Genomic DNA, 22,596 nt, shown 5'->3' with positions numbered 1-22,596 from the left:
GATGATTGAAACAAGGAATTCACCATTCAATAAAGAATACACTGTTAGGTAGTGGATGAGAGGAACGGTGGAGGATGAAAAAGAAGCTTATTTTAGCTGCTGTGTTATTAATAGGATTTGTTTCTGTTTTAACGATCTTCTTTAAAGATTCAGCTCCAACTTTAAGCACAAAGCAATCAACACATGACGTCATCAATTATTCTGGAGAAAATGATTACTGGCAAGCAGCGTTCTCTGTTGATAAAACAAACCAACTAAAGCTCACACATATTGAAGGTAAACACATTCTACCGGAGAAACTGACGTTCACCCTTAGTACCGATTACGGTCAAGAAAAAAAGCAAACTGCGATTGGCGAATACACCTTTTCTATGAATCCATTTCCGAACCAAATAACCGTAATTTTTGATGGGGAAATTAATAGATTAAAAGAAAACAAAAAACTCGTACTAAAGATTACGGGTAAAGATCATTATCAATTTTTCAACCTTTATAAAGAGGAGTAAATTATTTATTCTTTATCTCTTCTAGTAGAGCAATCATTTTTTCATTCTGTAGAATAACTGTCTCATTTTGCTTGCGGATTTTTGCAGCGTCGAACAAAAAAACGACTAAAATGATTAAAATGAAGAATTCCATCGTTTCACCTCACCAAATTGATATTAGTAAATGTTAACATAAATAACCATTTAAGGGATGAAAACCATGAAGAGTTCAATATTATTCACATCTCCTCCTACATTAGAGAACAAAATGATTCAGTTAGTTCCTATGGAAAATGAACACTCTGTACCCCTCTATCAAATTAATCATTCAGATCACTGGCACTATATGTTATCAACCATACAAACTCAACAGGAGATGGATGCTTGGGTGAATCAAGCGATACAACTTCGTGAGGAAGGTTTAGCTCTTCCTTTTACTATCATTAACAAGAAAAACAATCAAATCGTTGGTACTACTCGTCTTTACGAAATAAATTCTACACAACAATCGTGCGAGCTAGGCTCCACCTGGTATGGGAAGGAATATCAGCGCACATTCGTAAACTCTGCTTGTAAGCAACTGCTTCTCACGTATTGTTTTGAAACCTTAAACTTTATCCGTGTGCAATTCAAAACAGACGAGCGTAATGAACGTTCACAAAAAGCGATCGAACGATTAGGAGCAACAAAAGAAGGGATAATCAGGAATGAACGTATACTCTCTAACGGGTATATTCGAAATGCCGTTTTGTATTCCATTACAAAAGAAGAATGGGTAGATATTAAACAGGGTTTTATTGAAAGAGAAGAAAAATATAGATCTCGTACACTATAAAAAGCCTGCAACCGATGTCACAGGCTTTTTCTTTAATGATGATTATTTTCTTCTGGTACTAAAATGTGTCCGCTTTTCTCTTTGTTCAGCAAAACTTGGAGGATAGAGGACGTTAACTGGCTTGGTTGATATGGTTTGATCAAGTACCCTGCAGCACCTAATTGAAGCCCTCGCTGCTTCTCATCAAGTGCTGTTGAGATGAATATCGGGATATCTTTCGTGTTGTCATTTGCTTTAAGGGTTTGAATCACTTGCCAGCCATCCATCTCTCCTTCAAGAAGAATGTCTAGTATGATAGCTTCCGGCTTGAATTTCTCAATCATGATCAAAGCTTCTTCACCTTTATTATACTGTGCGATTTGAAAGCCTCGTTCAATCAATTCTTCGGTAATAAGCCCTGCAAGATGCCTATCATCTTCAATAATGATAATATCAGCTTTCTGTCCTTTATCCATCTTTATCGAGGCATTCACATATACATCTTCTATGACAGGAAACTTTACGGTAAAGATACTTCCCTGACCTAATGTTGACTCTACCGATATTTGCCCTTGGTGCACTTTCACAATTTCTTTAACAATAGCAAGACCAAGACCAGTACCACCAATTTTTCTTCGATCGGAGTTATCCACTCTATAGAACTTCGTAAAAAGATCACCTATTGCCGACTGCGGAATTCCGAGTCCTTCATCCTTAACATCTATGATGAGATGTTTATCGGTATGGTAGAGTCTCACCAGAACTTTGCCACCCTCAGGTGAGTATTTTATTGCATTTGAAATCAGGTTCATAAACACTTGTGATAACTTATCTCGATCTCCGAACACGGATAACTTTTCCGTTTCAATATCCATAACAAACACGTGTTTATCACTATTTACCTTTTGAACGTCTATAACATCTTGAATGATCGGCAAGATGGAGTGATACTTTTTATCAAACTCCTGGTTTCCGCTCTCCATCTTTTGCACATCCAGGAAATCGTTTATCAATGAAGTCAGCCTGAACGCTTCTTGGTGGATTGTTGTTAAATACTTCTTTTGACGGTCTGGTTTTAACTCACGTGTGAGCATCAACTCCGTAAACCCTAGAACGCTAGATAACGGTGTTCGAAGCTCGTGACTTACCGTCGTAACAAACTCCGACTTCATCTGATCCACTTCGTATTCTTTTGTAATATCACGATAAACGATAACAGTACCTAATTTTGTATCGTTTTGGATGAGACTTTCGGAATATATCTGAATGACACGCTTTACTTCACCATCTAACTCAAACACATGTGAAATGCCTACATCGTTTTTTTCATGAACCGCATTCTGAATAAAAGCCAGAAGTTCACGAGCTTCTTGAACTCTTCCTTTTAACCGAAGAGTCCATTCCTCAAATTTCATGTTAGTCAATTGGTCCGGTTGATTACAGCTCATAAACTCACAAAATTTTTGATTGGCAGAAATAATATTTCCTTCGTTATCGATTAGCTGTATGCCTTCGTGAATGCTGTTCATCACATTTTTCATCGTTACTCGTTGTTTCTCACTATCTTCATACAACATGATTTTTTCAAGCGAAAGAGCGACCTGGCGTGCGAGACCTTGATACTCTGTTACTTCATCACACGAATAAGTTGATCCGATTCGAGTTACGACCAAAACTGCCATTATCTCACGTTTTCCTGAAAAGATGGGAATGTACAGATCTCCTGATTTATACGTTTCTTCCACATACCCTTTTTCTGATGTTGATGTATCTCTCATCACTTGATGTGATAAGCTACTTTCTTCTAATTTCACAAACATCCCAGAGTCAGGAAAATGCTGTTTAAATTGAATTTGCTCACTTTCTGTGAGACCAACAGATGCGGTTTGATTCCCATCAATCACCCAAATTAATCCTTTACTTGAATAGGTGATCTCAACCATATTGGAAATAATGCTCTTTAATAGATGGTCCTTATCAAGTGTATTAGAGATCGAATGAATAAAAGAATTCATTCGGAGAAGCATCTTTTCATTCTGCTCTGTGGTCGATAAAGCTTCACGAAGCTTTTCTTGTTGCTCATTCAATTCACCCTGCTGAGCTGCAAGTTCTTCATTCTGTGCAATAAGTTCTTGTTCATTATCCTGAGTGCTTCGAATCATCTTCTCAAAGGCTTGTGAGAGTAAACCGATCTCATCAAGTCTTTGTGTGTGTGGAACATCCGTAACAAAGAGCCCATTTGTAATCTGGGTCGAAACATTTGTAATCTCTCTGAGAGGTCCTCCAAATTGTTTCATCATCAATCGAATAAGAATGATGAACACGAGCACCATAAACGTTAAAAAAGAAAAGTAGATCCACTGGCTCGTACTTGTCTTTTCATCTTTTTCTTGATACATAGAATCAATCTCTTTTTGGACATCTGCCTCAAAGCTACTTAGTGATTGAAGCACATCATTTACCCGTTGTGTGCCTCCTTCTTCCTGTGACATATCCACAAGTTCATTGAGTTGGCCATCCCTTTTGTATTGAATGGCACGAGGAAGCAATTCATTAAAATAACGATCAGTAAACTTTCGGATTTCGCTGGATAGAACTTTATCTTGATCGGATTGATATACTTTGTTGAACGTTGTTAGGTCTTTATTGATCTGCATTTCTTTCTGTTCGATATTTTCTAAGAATGTCTCTGATCCAAAAGCAAAATAACCCCTAGAATCAAACATTACTGAGTTTAAATTCTCTCTCATATTCTCAACAAAGTTTAATTCGCTTTGTTTCGCTGAGATTTGTTTATCGAGTGATTCCGTTAAATTCACATGATAGAGTCTAAGGGAGACCATACCTGCTAGAAGTAGAAAAACAAAAACGAGATTAATCAGGATTACTTTCCTACCCAAGCTTCTTTTAAAATAGTTACGCACCCAGAATCTCCCCTATCGTTTCAAGAAGCTGCTGAGGACTGAACGGCTTTGACATAAAGAAATCAGCACCCGCTTCTTTCATCCGTTCACGGTCTGCTTGTTGATTTTTTGCTGAAAGAATCATCATTTTTATGTTCTTTTTGTTTAGATGATTTCTCGTTTTCTCAACAACTTCCAGTCCTGTCATACGCGGCATCATATAGTCTAAAATGACAAGGTCATAGTCATTCATCGATAACCTATCATACGCTTCTTGTCCGTCCGTCGCCTCATCGATCTCATAACCTTCATCTTCAAGTGTATCTAGAACAAGCATGCGCAATATTTCTTCATCCTCTGCTAAAAGGATTCTTGCCATGAATCATTCCCCCGCTTCTTTTACATTTCCAAACGTTTTCTGCAGTTCATAATAAGATTGTTTTAGTCGTTCCTGATATACAGGTGCATCCCATTCATTCCATATATACTTTTTAACATTTTGAAGAGGTATCAAATCCTCTTTTTATTGTGGAAGGGAGGGGCATTGACTTCCCCGTTAGTTTTATACGTGTAGGCACCAATGGCAAAACCATCTGTTTTTTCACTTGCCGACAACGTACTTTTCCACATATCTCCCATCACTTCATGCAATCTAGGAACTTTTACCTTAAGAAGAAGCCTGGTGGATGAATCGTATAGACACGAATAGCATTTGCGTGCATCTCCCCGATTCGTTTAAACCACCGGAAATATTCACTCTTTGAAATGGCTGTCTCACCTGGGAAGCTTCCTGGTTTCGCAATTCCCATATTCACTCCTTTTTTTAAGAAGTTTTTCCATTTCCCGTCCTCAAGAACTTGTAAATAATCACCTGATGCCTTTGCGTTTATCTTAATGCCATTCTTTTCTTGGACCTGAACGGTTGAATCTGACTTCTTAACACTTTGCTCGTTTTGCAGAATGGATTTCATCAAGGGCAGATACACCTTCCAATAAAACGTACTTCCTTGACCATCATCCAAAGCAAATTTCTGTTTAATGTAACTGATGCCCCATGTTTGATATAACTCGGGAAGTTCTGCTTGATCGGCAAAGTCACCAGCGAAGTAAGTAGCTTTATACGCTCCATTCTGATGCTGTAAGATAGCGGGGAACATCAGAGGAATTTGGTGTTTTTGGATCTTGCTCTTCCCCGTATCCGTAAGCTTCAATTCATAATTTGCCATAACTTCTTGGCTATTTATCGGTTTAATAATATCGAACCAATAATGATAAGGAACAGATGCATCTAGTCCATAAGTCTTCTTTCCTTCTTTTGTGAAAGAAAACTGTGCTCCTTTTTTCTTCATGTCTTTACTCTCTAAGATAACCATCTCGCCTTTTTCATGCACGAACAACATGCCACCGCTTTTAAACGTCCACTCTCCATAACGATCTTTATAGTTCTTTTTCACCCAACTGGGAACTTCTTTACCATTAAGATCTGAAAAATATCTGCCGATCCATCCGGACCATTCCACATTTAACAGCTCTGAAATCCCTTCTCGTGCTTCTTTACCTGTTGGGCTCGCAAAAGTATTGAATTCTGTGATGAGGTTCGTTTTTCCTGACATGATAGTACGTCTGATATTCTCAACTTCACCAGGTGTCAGACCACCTTTGACACTTGGTTTGTTTTCACGATTAATTACTTCTACACCATAACTATCTGCCAAATAAAGGATATCAGGCTCTTTCCCCTTATCGAATGTGGGCACAGACTTGCTAAAATGCTTATTCTCTTGGTAAACTTCTTCATTCTTATTTAAAATCTTTAAATGGTTTAAAGTCCAAACTAATCCACTATGTTCTCTAAAGGAATCTTCTTTTACCGTTTTATCCACAATCGCAACGTCTATCACATTGTCTTGTTTGACACACCACATCCAAAATGGAGAAGTGATCAATCCAATGATGAGCATAATAAAAAGAAAAAAGAAACGGTTCCTTGTTTTTTGTTGTTGACTCATTGTGAGATTCCCCCGGATACACCTTTTCTTTTCATTTCTCCCCATGACTTTTTACCACGAATCGCTTGAACCAATCCTTGACAACGCCAAATCACAGTTAATGGACGGTACCAAAGCGTTTCTGTTAGTGAATAACCAAAAAGTTTAACGATGTCCGATATTTTTGGGTATTTACGAAGACTCCATTCCTCCAAGATCACTGCTCCCATCGAAGAAAGTGAACCGATCAAGACGGAGAGTAGGAAGAAAAGTAAAGCCATCTCAATATAGATTCCTCCTAGAAAAAAAGAAAGAACCACAAACAAGTAACCACATAGCTCTACGACAGGGCCGGCTAGTTCAATGATCCAGAAATACGGCAGAGATACCATTCCGATCGAGCCATACTTTGGATTAAAAAGCATGGACTTGTGAATCCAAAGACTGTCAAACAAACCTCGATGCCAGCGATTTCTTTGTCTATGAAGATATTTAAGATCATCGGGCGCCTCTGTCCAACAGACTGGGTCTGGCACATATACGATCTTTTTGTTCTCTTTTTTATCTTTGATCAGCTTTTGAAGGCGTACTACAAGCTCCATATCTTCTCCTACCGTATCCCGCTTATAGCCCCCTGCTTCTATCACCCATTTTTTTGAGAACACACCGAAAGCTCCTGAGATGATCAGCAGCCAGTTATAACGGCTAAGTCCAATTCTCCCCATCAAAAAAGCTCTCAAGTATTCAATAACCTGCATGATTACGATTGGGTTCTTCGATAGACCGATACTTTCAACTTGCCCCTCATGAATAACACATCCGTTAGCGATTCGAATACTTCCACCTGATGCAATTACCGTCTCATCTGAGTCGATGATTGGTTTCATCACTTTAAGGAATGCGTCTCGTTCAAGAACTGAATCACCATCCAATGAACAAAAGTAAGGATAGTTAGAAACATTGAGTCCCGCGTTCAGTGCATCTGCTTTGCCACCGTTCACCTTATCTACCAACCATAGATTCGGATAGATAACCGATTGGTATACACCTTTAATGGTCATCGTCTCAAGCCTCGTCTGAATAACCTTCTTCACCTTTTTCATTTGAAAATGTTCGATAACCGTTTCTACCGTCGCATCTCTAGATCCATCATTGACTACGATCACTTCAAACTCTGGATAATTGATGCTCAAGAGAGAACGCACACTTCCTTTGATTCCCAGCTCTTCGTTATAAGCAGGTACGATAATGGAAACTGGTTTTGTGTAACTCGCATCCATGTAATCTTCATAACGCTCATAGGAATCAATCTTCTCTTCTCTCTTCAGCTGAAAAGCGGCTAAAATAAACAGGAGTCCATAAAAAACTACAACGCCTGACATATAAAACAAAATAAACCAGCCAAAAACACGAACAAGTTCGAGCCATAACTGACTAATAACTGTAACCATCTTCAATTCCTCTCTCAATCCATTCTGATGCCATGTCTCTGGCAAAAGGATCATCACTCGTAAAACGAATATCATACAAACGTTCAAGACCGTCGTTGTAACTTAAAAATGACTTTGCCGCTTCAGCTCGTACCCTCCACGATGAATCTTTTATTAGAGCTTCAAGAATTTCCAGACCGTTTAAAGCTCGTGTCTTACCGATTACTTTGGCTGCCATCAATCGTTCTTCCCATCTATCTGATTCTGCGAAACTACCTATGACTTCAGAGTCAGATAGAAACCCAACTTCTCCAATCGCTTTCATGGACCGTATACGAATTTCAGAACGCTCATCACCTAACTGACTTTCTAAAAAGGTAACGAAATCCAGTTTCTTTTGAATTCCAATCATATCAATAATGGCTAACTTTAATAGCTCGGGAAAATGTAGATAGTCGTCAACCAAACTTGTGAACAGCTCTTCTTCAACCCTATTTAAAATACTTCTGTACTCCAATACTGAAAATAGTTCTGGAACTGACTGAAACAACTGAGGTAGTGCACGATCTTGGTTATTAGCTAAACAACGGAAAATAATAAGCTTTTCTTCTTTTAAAGTGTTAGGATCTGTCAACTTCTTCTTCAGCACTTCTGAAAGAGAGCCCATCTTAAAACCATCAATCTTATAAAGAACATTCATCCTGCTGCTCCACTTGTTTTGGTTTAAGATAGATTTATATCTTTCGTGAAAGATCTCATCTGCTAATGAAGAGATTCGCCCCTTACCTTCTCCCTCAATAACTGTTGAATATTCCGTTAGAAGGCGTTCGATCGCCATAAATTTTATTGTAGAATCTGGTACTAATAGCCGAGACTTTTGTTCGCGATACAAATAATCATAAATCGTTTGATGAACTTGATCCTTATATTTATTTATTTGCTTTTCTTTTGAAATCTCCATGGTCTTTTTAATGAGTAGATATAAGAACATCACTGTTAAAACACTCAATAAGACAAGTGCGATGCAAACTAAAAGAAATATTTCCTGTGATAGCATCATTTCACCCTTTGCACTAACACTTTTATTCTCGCTTCTAACTCACGAATACTAAAAGGCTTTGTTAAGTAATCATCTGCACCTACATGCAGAGCACGAACGATGTCACCCTCTGCTTTCCGTGCTGTAAGCATTAAAATTTTGTATCGGTTCGTATCAGGATATTTACGAAGCTTCGTTAATACCTCGATTCCATCCATCTTTGGTAAAACACCATCCAAGATGACCAAATATTCATCGTTTGACTGGTGCCATTCATCTGCAAAGAATGAAACGCCATCCTTATATGTTTTAATTTCAAGCTCATAATTTTCAACTTCAAGATCGGTAAAGAAGCTTTCTAGCATTTTACGAATAACTTCTGAATCATCGATGACTGCTACGCGAAGTTGGCGATTAACCACTTCTTGACTGCTTGCCGTTTCAATCCTACCTCTTCCGTTTTCTTTTGCTGCATACAGTGCACGATCTGCCGTTCTTACTGCTTCAGCTAAAGAAACGGGACTATTCACTTCATATACTCCTGCTGAAAACGAAACAAGGAATGAATGTTCTTCATAAACAAAGACGTTCTGATTCAAATTTTCTAAAAGGCGACAAGCGGTTTGTTCCGCTTCTTCAAGCTTCGTATATGGCATAAGAAGAAGGAATTCTTCTCCCCCAAACCTTACAACTACATCCTGAGTCCTTAGATCTGTGCTAAGATATTCGGCAAACTTAACCAACACGTGATCACCAGCAGAGTGACCATATGTATCATTTATTTTCTTGAAGAAATCAAGGTCAATCATAATTATGGAGAAGATATCCTTGTGTCTCAAATGCTCAGATGACATTCGTTGATAAGCTTCTTTTAAAAATTTCCGGTTGTACACTTTCGTTAATTCATCTTTCATAAGCGTATCTTTCACAATTTTTCTTCTTTTCACTTGTCGATCGATTCTCGTTACATACTCATCCCATTCTAACGATTTGAGAAAAAAATCATCAGCCCCTTGTTGATAAGCGGCTATTCGTGTCTCTTTTTCGTCAGAAGAGCTTATGACAACGATCGGAATAAGTTCAAAAGCAACGGTTTCCCGAACTTGTTTAATAAAATCGTACCCATCGACCTCTGCATGAAAAGGATTTACGATCAGACAATCTGGGTTTAGGTCATAAAACATCGAAAGAGCTTTTTCAATGGTTGGAGATACGACTACAGCATAGCCGTGATTCTCTAATTGTTCTTTGCTATATATGAGATAAGGTACGTCTTGATCTACAATTAAAAGAAGGGGCTTATCACATTGATCTATGCTTGGCATAAAATCATAAGATAATGTCACAGCAAGGTTCTTTTGGTTAGCAGCAAATAAATTTATCACTGGAGACAAGTAATGTGCAGCTTCTCTTGAACTCCAGCTTTTTTGTTCCGGATTCATCTGGTTCATTAAGTCTGCTGCGGCTTTCGAGATTTCTTGGAGCGATATCGTACCTGCCGTACCTGTGATGGTATGTAAGAATTGATGAAGCTCTTGGTGAGAAACTGGAAACTCAGCATCTCTCCATTCTTGGATTTGATTAATTATCTTTTTTTCGAGCATGATTTGATACTTTGTGAACTTGGAATCCATTATAAAAAACTCCCTACAAAGGTGTTAGATCTTACTCATTTATAATAAGTATTATTTATGACAGTGCCTAGTGATTTTGAACAGAATTTCAAAAAAGTTCCTTTTCACCCACTATACTTTTAAGTGAAAAGCGTTTTTCCTCTAATTCATGACAGAAACGTGAATGAATGTTGTTCTTTAGGCTTATATATCATTGCTCTTTGATTTTACTTAGGCAATTAGCATGGTGCTATTCCCACATTCTTTATATCGACTTCATGCTAAAGACCTGCATAAGTTTTTGACACCTTTCTAATGAACTCTTAATAATTGATAAGACTTTCCTCTTCTTTTTGTATAAATTAACCGTTATTGTTAAGGAAGAGAAACTCTAAGGGAAGAGGTTAATTCTATGATCAACGAAAACATCTGTAGACTTCTTGAAAAAGAACTCGTTGTGGCACTCGGATGCACAGAACCGGTTGCGATTGCTCTCGCATCAGCTACTGCAAAAAAATATATAAGCGAACCAGTAACATCAATCTCTGTAAAAGCGAGCGGTAATGTTATCAAGAACGCGTTGTCTGTAGGGATTCCCGGCATGAATCATACAGGTATCGATTTTACAGCAGCTCTCGGTATGATTGCAGGAGATCCTGAAAAAGGTCTTCGAGTACTTGAAGGTGTTACCGTTAATGAGGAAGAGAAAGCGATTGGGATTGTTCAGAGCGGCATGGTTTCGGTTGCAACTGCAGATGGTCCTGAAAAGCTATTTATTGAAGTCGAACTAAAAACTTCTTCAGAAGAATCGATCGTTGTGATCTCGGGCGACCATACGAACATAAGCTTTATCTCTCAAAACGGGAAAGTTTTAGTAGATGAATCAAGACCTAATTTATCCTCAAGCTCAAAAAAAGCTAATAATTTTGAGTTAACGATTGAAGACCTTTATACGTTCATTACCGATGTTCCACTTCATCGATTGGATCTTGTTAAACGAAGTGTTGAATTGAATTCTGCAATCTGTAAAGAAGGTCTTTCGAATGATTATGGTTTAAGAGTGGGTAAAACGTTGTATGACCAAACAAAAAAGGGTATTCTTTCGGATGATCTAGCTACGTATAGTATGGCATTATCTGCTGCAGGATCTGACGCACGCATGGCTGGTTCTACTATGCCTGTAATGGCTAATTCGGGCAGTGGAAACCAAGGAATCGCTGTAACAATGCCTGTTGTGGCTGCTGCAGAAAAGCTAGGTGTAACAGAAGAAAAAATGTTACGAGCCGTGACATTGAGCCACCTTCTATCGATTCATATGAAATCAAAATTCGGCCGGTTGTCTGCACTTTGTGGAGTGACTGTCGCGGGTGCTAGTGCATCTGCTGCTATCACCTACTTACTGGATGACAACTTAGATAAGATGAAAGCTGCTATACAGAATACATTAGGCAATGTTAGTGGAATGGTTTGTGATGGAGCAAAAGCCGGGTGCGCCATGAAAGTTGCAACATGTTCAAGTGCCGCTGTTCAATCGGCTGTCCTAGCATCGAACGGATTGTGTATTCCCTCTACAAACGGATTTATTGAAGAAGATGTTGAAAAGACGATAGAGAATTTCTGCAGATTAGGTGCTGAAACATCAAGTACAACCGATTCTGTACTTTTAGATATGATGGTGAATAAGCAACGGTAAGTACAATTGATTGAAATGAAAAGAGCTGATCTGAAGATCAGCTCTTTGTTGTTTATTCAGTTACTGCCTGGTTTGATGAAATTTCCTCACGATCCGTGTTTTGGTCGACGGGTTCTTTCTTAATACGGCTGTTCCCTACCGATAAAGCAACTAAGATTCCTATTCCGATAAAGATAAGTCCCGTTAAGAATACGCTCGAGAAGGAAGTTGACCAAACGTCTTTAATCGTTTCTATGACAGGTGTTTTTAAATCAGTCGGAAGTGGCAAGAGATCTGGATTGATTAAGATCCCAAACATCGCATCTGTTTTCTTCCCAATCTCTTCAAGCGCTTTTCCAAGGACCGGGTTTGAAGCGCCACTTGCTGCTTCATCTATCTTATTTGTTAGTGAATGGTTCATGACTGCGTTTAAGATCGTAATTCCAATGGTTCCTCCGATCGAACGGAAGAAAGTAGAAGCAGATGTTACTTCTCCGAGCTGAGATTTTGGAAACTCGTTTTGTACAGCAATCATCAATGTTGGCATAACGAGACCCATACCAAATCCGAGAATAACCATATAAGCGTATGCCGTAAATTCGTTAGAATCCACGTCCATCGTACTCATTAAAAAGAACCCAACAGCTGTGATCACCATGCCAGATGTTAATACTGTTCTGAATGTAAGCTTTAATAACAAACGGCCACCAATAATACTTGTTGTAATGAGTGCAATCATCATAGGAGTCATCGTCGATCCTGCTTTTGTCGGACTCACACCTAGTATTCCTTGCATGTACATCGGAACGAACATGATGGCTCCAAACATACCTAGACCAAGCAAGAAACCTAGAATATTTGTCGTTGCAAACACTCTATTTTTAAAGAGTGAGAGATTTAAGATAGGTTCTACAGCACGTTTTTCAATCGTGATAAATAATGCTAAGAGAACGATTACCCCACCAAACAATAAATAGCTTGTGGAAGATAGCCATTCAAACTTATCTCCACCAAATGTAAGTCCTAATAAAAGCAATACAACAGCTGGTATCAGTGTGAAAATACCGAAGTAATCAATATTTACTCTACCTGTGGCGGCCCTGATCGATTCATTCTTCATTCCAATCACGATCATTGCTGTAGATATAATTCCAAATGGTACATTAATCAAGAAAATCCAGTGCCAGCTAATATGATCAACCATGAGTCCTCCAATAAAAGGACCGATTACTGAACTTAAACCATAGATCGCACCAAATACACCTTGCCACTTTGCACGCTGTTCTGCTGTAAAAATATCACCGATAATCGTTTGAGATAGAGGCATGATCATTCCTCCGCCAATCCCCTGTATCCCACGATAAATGATGAGTTCTTCCATAGAATTTGCTGTTCCACAAAGTGCAGAGCCTGCTATAAATATTAAATTCCCTATTAAATATAGTTTTCTTCTTCCGTAAAGATCAGAAAGTTTACCTACGATCGGCACTACAGTAGTTGATGTGATCAAATAGGCTGTCGTCACCCAAGCAAAGATAGAAAACCCGTTTAAATCAGCAATAATAGTTGGCATTGCAGTACCTACAATGGTTTGTTCTAAAGCACTAAAAAACATACCAATGATCAAACCAGCCAATATCAATTTTGTATTTAATGGATTTTGTGTTGTCTCCATGTTCATCTTTCTCCCTTATAAGCTGGACTGTCCAAGCTTTTAGTGTTCGTTTATAAGTTCACTATTTCCTTCACAGAATAAAACCTTCACATTATTAAGTATTGCCCGAAGCTCTATTTCAAAGACTTATTTGCTAGTCACTATCTGCATGTTCCATTTAATTTAAATGATCGCTATAGTTATAAGTACTTTCATATATACATCATATGACCACAAAGTCATAATTACCATTAGTTAGTATACTCGGGTCATGACCACTCAGTCAAACAAAATATTTACACATTTCATTCCTTCTCCATGTGTTAAAATTATCCATAAAGAAATATCGAGCAGAGGAGTTAAACTATTGGAGCACAATGAACTAATTGGTGAAGGGAGTACCGCACAGGTCGTAAATTTTTCTTCAACCGAAGTTGCAAAGATTTTTTATGATCACATATCTGATGATTTTATTGAACATGAGTATTCAATCCATAAAAACATTCTTCAATCAAGGCTTTCGGTTCCCGAAGTAAGATGGGGTAAACCGATTTTTGGGAAAAGAGCCTTGATATATAGAAGAGTCGAGGGAACCACGTTAACGAGCCTATTAAGTTCTCAACCTAAAAAAGCACTTCATTACTTAAAAAGGATGGCTGCTCTCCAAGTAAGTATCCATGATAAAAAATTATCTACTCTTCCCTCTCAATTTGAAGTTTTAAAACAAAAGATTATGTCAGTAAAAGAACTAAGTGAGGATGACAAGAAAAGAATCATCAAAGAATTAGAAGAACTCCCCCGTGGTAAATGTGTATGCCATGGTGATTTTCATCCTGACAATATTTTAATTACAAAAAACAAAGCAGTAATCATTGACTGGTGTGATGCTACAAGTGGCAACCGTATAGCAGACTTAGCACGAACTATCCTCATCTTGTGTTACGGTGGTTTACAAGATCGTACATCTTTTCTAAATTTTAGAACTACTTTATATGTACGAAAACTTTTAGCTATGTATTATAGAAAAAGTTATACTAGACATTACCAGTTCTCCATAAAAACATTAGAGAGCTGGATGGTTCCGATAGCTGCAGCACGATTAAGTGAAAATCTTCCTGATTTTGAGAAAGAGTTATTATTATCAATAATTAATAAAGGTCTATTACGTAATTAATCGTTATGAAACCTCTGACTCGTTAAGAACGTTTTTAATAGATAATAAAATGAAGTGAAGGAGAATTACATATGATATATGAAATGACAGTTCAAGTTCGTGTATCGAACATGGAAGATGGTCAAAAGTATTATGAAACTCTGTTGAACCGTCAGCCTGACTTCGCTCCACATGAAGGATTTGCAGAATGGGAGTTACTTCCTAACTGCTGGCTGCAAGTTGCCGAGGGAGACCCAGCTGTTGGCAATGGACCTCTTCGACTTGGTGTAGTCGATCTCGATGCTGAGAGAAAACGATTGATCGATGTATTACATGTGGAAAGCTTTGAAATTTTCGAACGTGTCGAAGTTCCTGTTAGATGGGCTACGTTTTCCGACCCTTGGGGAAACCGCTTAGGATTATTTGAATATAAAGATTCAGAAGCCATGAACGAAAAGCTTCGACAGGTAGTTAGGAGATAGTTATGAGAGTCATCATTTCATCAGTAATATCGGTACTTTGTGGAGCACTGTTCTTTTTTGCTATTCCAGGCGGAAATCCATTTAAGCTTAATCTACAAGGTGTGTTATTCGGTCTATTCTTTGGGATTGTTACAGCTCTACCCTTTTTCCTTTTCTGTACATTGCCAATTGCATTTATCATTGAATCTTCTAAAGATAGAATGAGATTGAAATTTAGATACCACCTTCTTTTATATGTCGCACTAAGTATTGTATTTCTTTTGATATACCGCTTTACCATCTTCTACTGGGCTAAGTTTGAAGGACTGAATACGTTTGCTGTATTTGGCTATGGAATAACTTGTTCAATCGGTTTTTGTTTAAGTTATGCATTATTTAGACCTAGAAGAAAACGCGAACCCAAGGAGCCTAAAAAACCTACAGGTCCATCAGACGAAAGAAGATACAGAAGTAAAAGTACTGTTTGAGCGAGAGGAACGTGGGGATGAAGAAAAAAAGTGCTTTGAAGATTTTTCTAGGATTTATCCTTTTGTTCTTATTGATAAATTGGGTATTTCCTTATTCACCACTCACCATTAATAAATCAATTTCCTATGATGGAGATCAAGTACTCATTGATGAGTATAAATCAGAATTAAAAGCATTCAAGCTGGAGTATGAATCTCGTCTCAATCAACAAAGAAAAGAAGAATTGATTAAAGACCTGACCACGAATGATGTCGAATATCTATTACAAATGTATGAACTTCCTTGGTTGGTCGACAAAGATTCTATAACCATCACACAAAAAACGTTAACTGATATGGAGTTTGAAGTTAATGAATCAATAGATATACTCATCAACCTTGCGTTTCAAGAGAAATATTCAGAAAGTACTAAGGATTATATGCAAAACTTATTAACGCAAACGTTAAATCTCGGAAAGGAAATTGATAAACTGAAATATCATTCGAGTCTTCATTCAAGAAGTACGATTGATCGGCAAATACGAAATCTACATGTTCATTTCATCTCAAATTTTAGGATGCTATCTACTTTCTATAAGGAGCATCTAAGGTCAATAAAAGAAGCTTGAGCAATAGCGCTCAAGCTTCTCTATTCAACCACTCTAACTTTGTACCAAACCGCATCCCAATTCTTTTTTTTCACACGTTCTTTGTATATTTTTCTTCGAACTTCCGTGCTTTTGTAAGAATCTGTTGGTCTAACTTCCATGCTCAGTACATCCTTTAATCCACATGGTGCAGCAAGAATCACTTCGCCTTTCTCATCGAGCCTAACACCAAGAGCCGTTACCGTTTCAGGAAATTTGGAGATTGCATCAACTGTTGACGAGTAAGGTTCGAAATTATTATTCACGAGATGCATTCTGGCTTCGTTTTTTACAGACCACGGCAAATCTGGGATCTGTTCTAAAAGCATTTCCTCATATTTTTTTTCACTCTCTTTTTTGATGTCTTTAGGATTGAAATAAACAACATCGATATCAGACAGTCTCGTTCTTTTCTGAAAGCCATGAAGGGTATCCCAAACTTTAGAACGAACAAACCCTGCACATATCCACCAATCTGGTAAATCTAACGTTTTGGCAGCATGTAAAATCCGCATCATCCAATCATCATTTTTTATCATTTCTACTATGTATTGATGTTTATCCCTCATTTCATCCCCTCTTTCCTACGTATATATTTTAAGGGTACTACAATCATTCCGTTTGTAAAATTCCACATCTTTTAGTGATAAAAAAAATTGACAAAGTTAGATTCATCATAATATGATAATAGTAACTTCATAACTCCTAAAGGGGAGTAGCTTTTACAATATAGTCGTCATTTCGGAGCTTCGTGCTCTCGGCTATATTGGCAACTTTATCGTTGTTAGCAAGACCTTTACCGTTCGGTTGGTAAGGGTCTTTTTTATATGTAAGACCTTTACCTGCTATTGGTAGAGGTCTTTTTTATTTGTTATCAGGAGGTCGCTTCATGTAATTTGTTCTCGCTTCATTCATGCTTCTATCATTTTTAAGGAGGAACCAAAATGGAACTATCTATCTTGTTAGAATACGGTTGGATCTTATTAGTGCTGATCGCATTAGAAGGCTTATTAGCGGCAGACAATGCACTGGTCTTAGCCATAATGGTCAAACACTTACCAGAAGAACAACGAAAAAAAGCATTATTCTATGGCTTGGTCGGCGCGTTCTTCTTCCGTTTCGCATCACTGTTTGCTATTTCATTCTTAGTCAACGTGTGGCAGGTTCAAGCTATCGGAGCTGTATATCTTCTGTTCATCGCACTTAACCATATCTTCAGAAAAGTTGTGGTTAAAAAAGCAGATGATACTACGGAAAAGTCTAATTCTGAAAAGAAGAAATCTGGTTTTTGGACGACAGTATTAAAAGTTGAACTAGCTGACATCGCGTTTGCTGTGGATTCAATCCTGGCAGCTGTAGCATTAGCGGTGGCACTTCCTGATTCAGGTCTTCCGAACATCGGCGGTCTAGATGGTGGAAAGTTCTTAGTGATCTTTGCTGGTGGGTTGATTGGACTCATCATCATGCGTTTTGCCGCTAACTTTTTTGTTAAACTTTTACAATCTAAGCCAGGTCTTGAAATTGCAGCCTTCCTCATCGTAGGTTGGGTTGGTGTGAAATTAGCTGTTTATACGCTTGCACACAAAGACTTAGCTATCCTCTCTGAAGGTTTCGCAAAGTCACCAGAGTGGAAAATCACCTTTTATGTTGTATTGATCTTAATCGCTGTTGGCGGTTGGTTTCTCTCTAAAGAAAAATCACCTCAATCACAAGCAGAATAATTGCAAAAAAAGAGAGGAGCTCACAATAGCTCCTCTTTCTTGTTTATCGTTTTCGAACAGAATCTCCTTCGATCAGGCTTACGTTGATTCGCTCATGTTCAGGACTTTGTTTTTTTTGTATCAAATTCAGCAGCAGTTCTGAAGCTAATGCTCCCCATTTATGCTTAGAATAGTTGATCGTCGCAAGTCTCGGTTGAATATATTGAGACACTTCGATATTATCAAAACCGATAATATGAACATCTTCACCAATACGAAGATTCGTTCTGCTGAAATAATTATACATACCGATCGCCATCTCATCATTCAAACAGAACACACCTACAGGTTCTGTAAAGTTTTGATGAATCTTCTTTCCTGCTTCTTCACCTGAATGCTTGTTAAAATCACCATCGATTTCGATGTACTCAATATGCGAATAGCGTTGTACCGCTTTTTGTACAGCTTCTAACCGCTGCCTCGCATCAAAAGAGATATCGGGACCTTTAACAACACAGATCTTTCGATGACCCTTTTCAGCCAGATAATCAATCGCGAGTGTTGCACCGGCTTTATTATCAAGCAATACTTGAGAGATGTTCGGATGATCCATTCTTCGATCCATCACGACCAGCTTATGTCCTCGTTCCGCGTGACTTAACAATTCTTTCGTTTCATATGTGGCATCTAGAATGATTGCGCCATCGATCATACGCTCAGGTAGAAAGCGATGTGATTCTTTCCCGCTGCAGACGATAAGCTCATAGCCGTTCTCGCTTAATGTCTCCATCATCCCCTGCAGAAGCTGACCATAAAAAGCACCACTATAGTTCGTTAAATAGATGCCAATGATTTTTGTTTCCCGTTTTTTCAAAGAACGAGCAGCTGCGCTTGGGATATAATTAAGTTCTTTAGCGATCGCCAATATTCGTGCTGATGTTTCCTTCGTAACTTTCGGACTTCCGTTTAAGGCATAGGAGACCGTGGAAATGGAAACACCTGCTTGTTTTGCAATGTCTTTAATACTTACCAACGAACTTCTCTCCTATCTCTCATGTTGCAAACGTTTCCTTTATTATAACGAATGGTTATGAATAAATCTCTACGGTATTCACGTCTGCTGACAATTTATTTACAAATCCAGAGCGATTCACGCTCACGCCACCATCTCGGTAGATGTTTTGATACGTATTGGTCTTTACTTCTTGGCCATTAACGATGAGTCGATTACTTTCCTCACCGCGATCTCGGAATATCATTTTGACAGATTTCCCGTCGATCATATACTGCAATTCAAGGCCATTCATTTCTTCTGTTAATATTGGATCAATGATTAGGTTCTCCCCTTGCGGACGAATACCTAAACAATTTGAGATCAACTGGTTCATATAGATTCCAGGACCAGAAGAATAGATTCTCCAACCACCTTTAACTTTGGCTTCACCATCTTTTAGTTCGCCAAAACGTTCTTGTGCTTCATAACGGGTTTTAAAATCACCATCAGAACTTGAGAAATAAGCATTACTCTGACGTCGCTCTGCATTTGGAACTTTTTCTTGGATCATAACAGGATTGATCTTCTCTAATCCACTCCACACTTCTTCTTTTTTCCCTAGCTTCGCCATCGCTTCAACAAAACGAATATGAGCATGAACATATTGAAGTCCGATCTCTCGTCCAAAGTTCGATGCTTGTTCAGCACGTTTGAAATGTGTACTCACACCGCCTTTATAGTGAGCCGGCTTGTCCATCAACCTTACGCCATCTGGACAATAAAACTTATCCATGATCAGATCAAGATGCTGTTCCGCTTGTTCCGGTGTTAACAATTCGGCGATCATACTGCGCGTCATCGGTAATAGACGATAGTTGATACCAGTCGTGTTATCACTAGGATGAAGCATTAATTTGGGTGATTTTGGATCCTCCATATAAACAAATCCAGGGATTACATCTTTGCTTAACATATGTTCTTGATAGTCTGCCTGAATGTTTTTAGCGAGCTCGCTAAGTTTTGTAGCTTCTTCTTTGTCCACATGCTGTAGTTGTTGTGAGAACTGAGTCATAACTTGATACGTTAAAGCAACCGTCCATGAACTCACCATGTATTTTTTAAGCTGTGGATTTGCAGGTTGAAGCGTATCATCCCAATCTCCGTCCCCATAAGAGGAAAGGTGCGTATCATGCAAAAAGTTCTCTCTCATGTAACGGATCTGTTTTTGAATATGCTGTAATAATGTTTCTTTTTTCTCAGTAAAGTTAAAATCACGGTTAGACGTGTAAGGGACTTCCACACGTAAAATATCAAAATCATTCGTAGCTGCAAGGTAATCCGTCACTAACTTCAGTGGCCATACAATGATATCTCCATGTGAATCATCTTGCTGAATTTTGAAGTATTGATCAAACATGAACCATTGTGGCCAGTTACCCGTCTCGTCAAACTGATGAGAATATACAGTAAGCAAGATGTCTTTTACTGCACCATAATGCTGAGTTGCTAAGAAGTATTCAGCAGGTCCTTGGCAAACATCACGAGTTCCCCACGCTGCACCACCATATTGCTCAAGACCATGCGGAACAGAATAATGAATAAGCATGTTATGTGTATACCAATGAGCTAAGGCGTTCATCTTTTGAAGCTCGTGTGTCTCGACTCCATCCTTCGTCAAACGGAATCCACGGTTCGTATTTTGTATAAATGTACGGTAACGCTCGATTTCCGTTTCAATCGTCTTACTTGTAAACGGAATCTTCTTCCCATCAATCAACCCTTGATGAGAGATGCCCCACTCATTTGTTGGTTCAAGATCGCAAACCACGAGAGACGCAGATCCACGATCCATGTTATCCCCAAAGATTGTCTCGTCTGTAAAGTTCCACTCTGTACCCGTGATCTTCATTCGATAGCTTAAATTTCCATACGTTTTTGCACTGTCAGAAGCAGCATCCGCGAAGAACGAAATTACATCATCTTCTTTTTCCATCTTAAATGGCACTTCGTATTCTTGATTATTCAAGGATACTTGGTTAGTCACAACGAATCGGTATGATTTACCGCTGAGAGCCTTAACATGCAGCTCAACTTCAGGAGTATCGATTGTTGTGTAGTTGGTGATAATGAACGTCTCATCTTCAGTCTTATAGAACCAACGCGTATAGTTAAAGCCCATCTCGAACATCGAAGGCATTGTTAATAGTTTCAGTTTTCCATCTAACTCAACATAGATTCGTTGACCCGATGTTTTCATAACATTCAACGCATTACGCGCATTCGTCATCATCTTATGAAAAGAAGTGTTTCCTACTACTAATTGCGAATTAAAGATTCCGTACATATAAGAAGTAGTCGTAATCGTGTCCTCTTTTAAAGAAACGTTATCACCCGTAACGAGAATATGTCCATGAGGTCGCTCTACGATTCTTTCTTTTTCTTTTAAAACAATATGTTCATAGGTCGGTGTAAAAAAGGATAGAAGCGTTTCTCCTTCATACTCTTCTAAAATACGCTCTGGGAAAAGAGCTGCCACTTCTTCCATTGAAAGATCCACTGTTTTTAATGTTCCGTCAAACTGGTCATTGCGGTTGATCTTTTCAAGAATAGTCGCATCTTTTTGTGGTTGATCCTGTACTTCATTCCAAGTAGCAATTATCTCATCCTTAAAATCAATAGATGTAACAGCTTCTTGATGATCCTCTTTAAAGCATCCATAAAAGTTGATGTGATGTTTACCATCAAGTACAAATCGCTCTGATTGAAGTGCAATATAAGCGAATTCGTATTGATACACTTCACTTTCTAAGTTTTCCTTATAAAGTGCTTGTGGTACATCTGTTTCTTTATAGGAAGTACCGAAGAATTGAAAACCATCTGTTATATAGCCAACAGATTTCGTTAACGATCCTTGTTGCAGGTAAGGAAAGGCTTTTCCATTAGGTTGGTTTTGACGGGAACAGATCACATAACCTAGCTTCTCATCTTCAAACACTCCATGATCTACATACTGAGCGATGAATGCTTCATTTGTTCGAACAGCACCTATGTGAGCAAGACCCACGTCTTGACCATAAATAATATCAGCATTCTCAGCCTTTCCTTGGAGTTCGATATCCCAGAACCAGATACCATTTTCTTTTAATGAAAAAGTGACTGTATAAGAGACGTCTTGAAATGTACCTCTCCAAAAGACCTGATTCTCATTATATGAAACAGTGCTGTTTGATTTACTACCTAACAGTGGAGTTACTTGAATACCCTCATCGTTAAAGACACGTAAATAAAGATTGTTTAAAGAACCATCGATCGGATTACTCATCCATTGGTTGATCATCGTATCATGGTGGGAAGCTTTGTAGATATCACCAGTACTTAAGAACGCAAATGTAAAGTCACCAGCTTTAATCGTGATGTTCCCTTTCGTTAAGGTTGTCATTGTCTATCCCTCAATTCTTTTATGATGTCTATTTTGTAATAAGGTAAATTCTGTTGATATAAACATGAAATTTTCATCTCTTTTAACATAAATGAAAGCATTTTATCGAAACGTTTCAATTAAATTCAAGAGAGTTC

General features: G+C 38.3%; 19 protein-coding genes. 8 read left to right on the top strand and 11 right to left on the bottom strand.

Features of this window, described 5'->3' with window-relative positions:
* The first annotated feature begins 74 nt into the window (after nucleotides 1-74).
* Complete coding sequence (locus ACOZ9X_RS13540) at nucleotides 75-506, top strand: hypothetical protein (protein ID WP_423418641.1); 432 nt, start codon at nucleotides 75-77, stop codon at nucleotides 504-506.
* Between the two features lies 1 nt (nucleotide 507).
* Here the strand turns inward: ACOZ9X_RS13540 and ACOZ9X_RS13535 are convergent, their stop codons facing one another.
* The gene (locus ACOZ9X_RS13535) at nucleotides 508-639 is read right to left on the bottom strand and encodes a hypothetical protein (protein ID WP_423418640.1); all 132 of its coding nucleotides are present in this window, start codon (nucleotides 637-639) and stop codon (nucleotides 508-510) included.
* A 66-nt stretch (nucleotides 640-705) separates the two neighbouring features.
* Between ACOZ9X_RS13535 and ACOZ9X_RS13530 the strand changes: the two genes are divergently transcribed.
* Entirely contained in the window at nucleotides 706-1,320 is a 615-nt protein-coding gene (locus ACOZ9X_RS13530; protein ID WP_423418639.1) for a GNAT family N-acetyltransferase, read from the top strand.
* Between the two features lie 32 nt (nucleotides 1,321-1,352).
* On the opposite strand, the gene ACOZ9X_RS13525 is transcribed toward ACOZ9X_RS13530, so the two are convergent.
* The 6 genes from ACOZ9X_RS13525 to ACOZ9X_RS13500 all read right to left on the bottom strand — a co-directional run bounded on the left by ACOZ9X_RS13525 (nucleotide 1,353) and on the right by ACOZ9X_RS13500 (nucleotide 10,293).
* Nucleotides 1,353-4,223: an ATP-binding protein gene (locus ACOZ9X_RS13525; RefSeq protein ID WP_423418638.1), complete on the bottom strand. Its 2,871-nt coding sequence runs from the start codon at nucleotides 4,221-4,223 to the stop codon at nucleotides 1,353-1,355.
* A complete protein-coding gene (locus tag ACOZ9X_RS13520) occupies nucleotides 4,216-4,581 on the bottom strand; it encodes a response regulator (protein WP_423418637.1) in 366 nt (121 codons plus the stop codon). The genes ACOZ9X_RS13525 and ACOZ9X_RS13520 overlap by 8 nt, the downstream gene beginning before the upstream one ends.
* A 283-nt stretch (nucleotides 4,582-4,864) precedes the next feature.
* Nucleotides 4,865-6,211: a hypothetical protein gene (locus tag ACOZ9X_RS13515; RefSeq protein WP_423418636.1), complete on the bottom strand. Its 1,347-nt coding sequence runs from the start codon at nucleotides 6,209-6,211 to the stop codon at nucleotides 4,865-4,867.
* Nucleotides 6,208-7,641, bottom strand: a complete 1,434-nt coding sequence (locus ACOZ9X_RS13510) for a glycosyltransferase family 2 protein (protein WP_423418635.1) — start codon at nucleotides 7,639-7,641, stop codon at nucleotides 6,208-6,210. The genes ACOZ9X_RS13515 and ACOZ9X_RS13510 overlap by 4 nt, the downstream gene beginning before the upstream one ends.
* A complete protein-coding gene (locus ACOZ9X_RS13505; RefSeq protein WP_423418634.1) occupies nucleotides 7,625-8,680 on the bottom strand; it encodes a HEAT repeat domain-containing protein in 1,056 nt (351 codons plus the stop codon). Before ACOZ9X_RS13505 ends, ACOZ9X_RS13510 begins: the two co-directional genes overlap by 17 nt.
* The gene (locus ACOZ9X_RS13500) at nucleotides 8,677-10,293 is read right to left on the bottom strand and encodes a GGDEF domain-containing response regulator (RefSeq protein WP_423418633.1); all 1,617 of its coding nucleotides are present in this window, start codon (nucleotides 10,291-10,293) and stop codon (nucleotides 8,677-8,679) included. Before ACOZ9X_RS13500 ends, ACOZ9X_RS13505 begins: the two co-directional genes overlap by 4 nt.
* A gap of 391 nt (nucleotides 10,294-10,684) precedes the next feature.
* Between ACOZ9X_RS13500 and ACOZ9X_RS13495 the strand changes: the two genes are divergently transcribed.
* Nucleotides 10,685-11,965 (top strand): serine dehydratase subunit alpha family protein, encoded by a 1,281-nt coding sequence (locus ACOZ9X_RS13495; protein WP_423418632.1) that lies wholly within the window; start codon nucleotides 10,685-10,687, stop codon nucleotides 11,963-11,965.
* Between the two features lie 52 nt (nucleotides 11,966-12,017).
* Here ACOZ9X_RS13495 and ACOZ9X_RS13490 read toward each other — a convergent pair whose 3' ends face one another.
* A complete protein-coding gene (locus tag ACOZ9X_RS13490) occupies nucleotides 12,018-13,619 on the bottom strand; it encodes an MDR family MFS transporter (RefSeq protein ID WP_423418631.1) in 1,602 nt (533 codons plus the stop codon).
* Nucleotides 13,620-13,965: 346 nt separating this feature from the next.
* Between ACOZ9X_RS13490 and ACOZ9X_RS13485 the strand changes: the two genes are divergently transcribed.
* The 4 genes from ACOZ9X_RS13485 to ACOZ9X_RS13470 all read left to right on the top strand — a co-directional run bounded on the left by ACOZ9X_RS13485 (nucleotide 13,966) and on the right by ACOZ9X_RS13470 (nucleotide 16,308).
* The gene (locus ACOZ9X_RS13485) at nucleotides 13,966-14,772 is read left to right on the top strand and encodes a phosphotransferase family protein (RefSeq protein WP_423418630.1); all 807 of its coding nucleotides are present in this window, start codon (nucleotides 13,966-13,968) and stop codon (nucleotides 14,770-14,772) included.
* A 71-nt stretch (nucleotides 14,773-14,843) separates the two neighbouring features.
* On the top strand, nucleotides 14,844-15,233 hold the full coding sequence (locus tag ACOZ9X_RS13480) for a VOC family protein (protein WP_423418629.1): 390 nt from the start codon (nucleotides 14,844-14,846) through the stop codon (nucleotides 15,231-15,233).
* Nucleotides 15,234-15,235: 2 nt separating this feature from the next.
* Entirely contained in the window at nucleotides 15,236-15,700 is a 465-nt protein-coding gene (locus tag ACOZ9X_RS13475) for a hypothetical protein (protein WP_423418628.1), read from the top strand.
* Nucleotides 15,701-15,717: 17 nt separating this feature from the next.
* Nucleotides 15,718-16,308, top strand: coding sequence for a hypothetical protein (locus ACOZ9X_RS13470; RefSeq protein ID WP_423418627.1), 591 nt, complete (start codon nucleotides 15,718-15,720; stop codon nucleotides 16,306-16,308).
* 20 nt (nucleotides 16,309-16,328) lie between these two features.
* On the opposite strand, the gene ACOZ9X_RS13465 is transcribed toward ACOZ9X_RS13470, so the two are convergent.
* A complete protein-coding gene (locus ACOZ9X_RS13465; protein ID WP_423418626.1) occupies nucleotides 16,329-16,895 on the bottom strand; it encodes a nucleotidyltransferase family protein in 567 nt (188 codons plus the stop codon).
* Nucleotides 16,896-17,270: 375 nt separating this feature from the next.
* On the opposite strand from ACOZ9X_RS13465, the gene ACOZ9X_RS13460 reads away from it, so the two are divergent.
* Nucleotides 17,271-18,047 carry a TerC family protein gene (locus ACOZ9X_RS13460; protein ID WP_423418625.1) on the top strand — a complete coding sequence of 259 codons (777 nt, stop codon included), beginning with the start codon at nucleotides 17,271-17,273 and terminating at the stop codon, nucleotides 18,045-18,047.
* Between the two features lie 43 nt (nucleotides 18,048-18,090).
* On the opposite strand, the gene ACOZ9X_RS13455 is transcribed toward ACOZ9X_RS13460, so the two are convergent.
* Nucleotides 18,091-19,059, bottom strand: a complete 969-nt coding sequence (locus tag ACOZ9X_RS13455; protein WP_423418624.1) for a LacI family DNA-binding transcriptional regulator — start codon at nucleotides 19,057-19,059, stop codon at nucleotides 18,091-18,093.
* Nucleotides 19,060-19,114: 55 nt separating this feature from the next.
* Entirely contained in the window at nucleotides 19,115-22,459 is a 3,345-nt protein-coding gene (locus tag ACOZ9X_RS13450) for a GH36-type glycosyl hydrolase domain-containing protein (RefSeq protein WP_423418623.1), read from the bottom strand.
* Nucleotides 22,460-22,596: the final 137 nt, after the last annotated feature.

It is taken from the genome of Fictibacillus nanhaiensis (assembly GCF_049537595.1).
Lineage (GTDB): Bacteria > Bacillota > Bacilli > Bacillales > Fictibacillaceae > Fictibacillus > Fictibacillus nanhaiensis_F.
Note: the sequence above shows the minus strand (reverse complement) of the source record. Positions and strands in the feature narration are given on the sequence as shown.

Coding starts and splice junctions, on each gene's coding strand:
- ACOZ9X_RS13470 (WP_423418627.1), top strand. CDS start 15,718: ATGAAGAAAAAAAGTGCTTTGAAGATTTTTCTAGGATTTATCCTTTTG.
- ACOZ9X_RS13505 (WP_423418634.1), bottom strand. CDS start 8,680: ATGATGCTATCACAGGAAATATTTCTTTTAGTTTGCATCGCACTTGTC.
- ACOZ9X_RS13540 (WP_423418641.1), top strand. CDS start 75: ATGAAAAAGAAGCTTATTTTAGCTGCTGTGTTATTAATAGGATTTGTT.
- ACOZ9X_RS13465 (WP_423418626.1), bottom strand. CDS start 16,895: ATGAGGGATAAACATCAATACATAGTAGAAATGATAAAAAATGATGAT.
- ACOZ9X_RS13520 (WP_423418637.1), bottom strand. CDS start 4,581: ATGGCAAGAATCCTTTTAGCAGAGGATGAAGAAATATTGCGCATGCTT.
- ACOZ9X_RS13495 (WP_423418632.1), top strand. CDS start 10,685: ATGATCAACGAAAACATCTGTAGACTTCTTGAAAAAGAACTCGTTGTG.
- ACOZ9X_RS13480 (WP_423418629.1), top strand. CDS start 14,844: ATGATATATGAAATGACAGTTCAAGTTCGTGTATCGAACATGGAAGAT.
- ACOZ9X_RS13490 (WP_423418631.1), bottom strand. CDS start 13,619: ATGGAGACAACACAAAATCCATTAAATACAAAATTGATATTGGCTGGT.
- ACOZ9X_RS13535 (WP_423418640.1), bottom strand. CDS start 639: ATGGAATTCTTCATTTTAATCATTTTAGTCGTTTTTTTGTTCGACGCT.
- ACOZ9X_RS13530 (WP_423418639.1), top strand. CDS start 706: ATGAAGAGTTCAATATTATTCACATCTCCTCCTACATTAGAGAACAAA.
- ACOZ9X_RS13460 (WP_423418625.1), top strand. CDS start 17,271: ATGGAACTATCTATCTTGTTAGAATACGGTTGGATCTTATTAGTGCTG.
- ACOZ9X_RS13510 (WP_423418635.1), bottom strand. CDS start 7,641: ATGGTTACAGTTATTAGTCAGTTATGGCTCGAACTTGTTCGTGTTTTT.
- ACOZ9X_RS13500 (WP_423418633.1), bottom strand. CDS start 10,293: ATGGATTCCAAGTTCACAAAGTATCAAATCATGCTCGAAAAAAAGATA.
- ACOZ9X_RS13450 (WP_423418623.1), bottom strand. CDS start 22,459: ATGACAACCTTAACGAAAGGGAACATCACGATTAAAGCTGGTGACTTT.
- ACOZ9X_RS13515 (WP_423418636.1), bottom strand. CDS start 6,211: ATGAGTCAACAACAAAAAACAAGGAACCGTTTCTTTTTTCTTTTTATT.
- ACOZ9X_RS13475 (WP_423418628.1), top strand. CDS start 15,236: ATGAGAGTCATCATTTCATCAGTAATATCGGTACTTTGTGGAGCACTG.